This window comes from Moraxella atlantae NBRC 14588, from assembly GCF_001591265.1.
Taxonomy (GTDB): domain Bacteria; phylum Pseudomonadota; class Gammaproteobacteria; order Pseudomonadales; family Moraxellaceae; genus Faucicola; species Faucicola atlantae.
On the sequence record NZ_BCUL01000073.1, the window covers coordinates 1 to 982 of the forward strand.

Annotated in this window: 2 protein-coding genes; both read left to right on the forward strand. The window is 38.0% G+C overall.

Translation table 11 applies throughout. The features are described from left to right. Nucleotides 1–46 precede the first annotated feature (46 nt). A complete protein-coding gene (locus tag MA2_RS10750; RefSeq protein ID WP_067055824.1) occupies nucleotides 47–427 on the forward strand; it encodes a helix-turn-helix domain-containing protein in 381 nt (126 codons plus the stop codon). Nucleotides 428–447: 20 nt separating this feature from the next. Continuing rightward, nucleotides 448–966, forward strand: a complete 519-nt coding sequence (locus tag MA2_RS10755) for an IS630 family transposase (protein ID WP_067059667.1) — start codon at nucleotides 448–450, stop codon at nucleotides 964–966. Nucleotides 967–982 lie beyond the last annotated feature (16 nt).

Consider the following 982-nt stretch of genomic DNA (forward strand, 5'->3'; position numbering starts at 1 on the left):
TATAGTTAAAACTGTAATATAATAAGCATTTTAAACCAATACCACCATGCCCAAAATATACAACCAAGACTTACGAGACAGAGCCGTCAACCACTGGCAAAAGACAGGCAACAAAAGCCAAACAGCCAGACTGTTTGAAATCAACCGCAACACCCTTAATGACTGGATAAAGCTCTATCAAGAACAAGGGAATACCAAACCAAAACCCTTTGCACCTGTTGGCGTAAAACACATTATCACTGACCTAATCGCCTTTGAGGACTACGTTAACGCTCAGCAATTCGACACCGCAAAACAGCTTAGAGAACAGTACTTAAAAGACCATCCTGATATCGATATTTCCTATAACGCCTTTTTACAAACCTTACGTCGAATCAAATGGAGTTTTAAAAAAAGACCTCGCTCTTTAAGCAAGCCGATTTACTAAAGCAAATTGGGTTTAAATTAATGCTAGGTTTATTGCTATTAACCTTGAGCATTACCGCTGACAACATCCTATTTATGGATGAAACAGGATTTTATCAAAGGCAATACTACACCCGCAGTTGGTCGCCTATTGGCAAACCTTGTTATGCCAAAATCGATGCCAATAAGGGTAAACGCTTAAACTTAATGGGAGCTATGCGATTAAATGAGTTTAAAGTTATTGCTCCTGTTATCTTTGAAGGTAGTTGTAACCGTGTGATAGTTGAAAATTGGCTACACACATTAGCACAATCTTTGCCAAAAGATGAAAATGGTAATTATCCAAAACGTGTATTGGTGTTGGATAATGCTAGATTTCATCATGGTGGCGATTTAAAGCAAATTGCCGAACTTTATAATATTGAACTGATGTACTTACCGCCTTACTCACCTGAACTTAATCCGATTGAGCAGTTGTGGGCAGTCATCAAGCAAAAGGTTCGTTTAACGCTAAGCAATTTTGATACGCTTAAGGAATGTGTTGAAAGTTGCTTGGTATAATTCGGTTTTGACTATA

Excerpts from the sequence above, each read along its gene's own strand:
- MA2_RS10750 (WP_067055824.1), top strand. The coding sequence starts at position 47 with ATGCCCAAAATATACAACCAAGACTTACGAGACAGAGCCGTCAACCAC.
- MA2_RS10755 (WP_067059667.1), top strand. The coding sequence starts at position 448 with ATGCTAGGTTTATTGCTATTAACCTTGAGCATTACCGCTGACAACATC.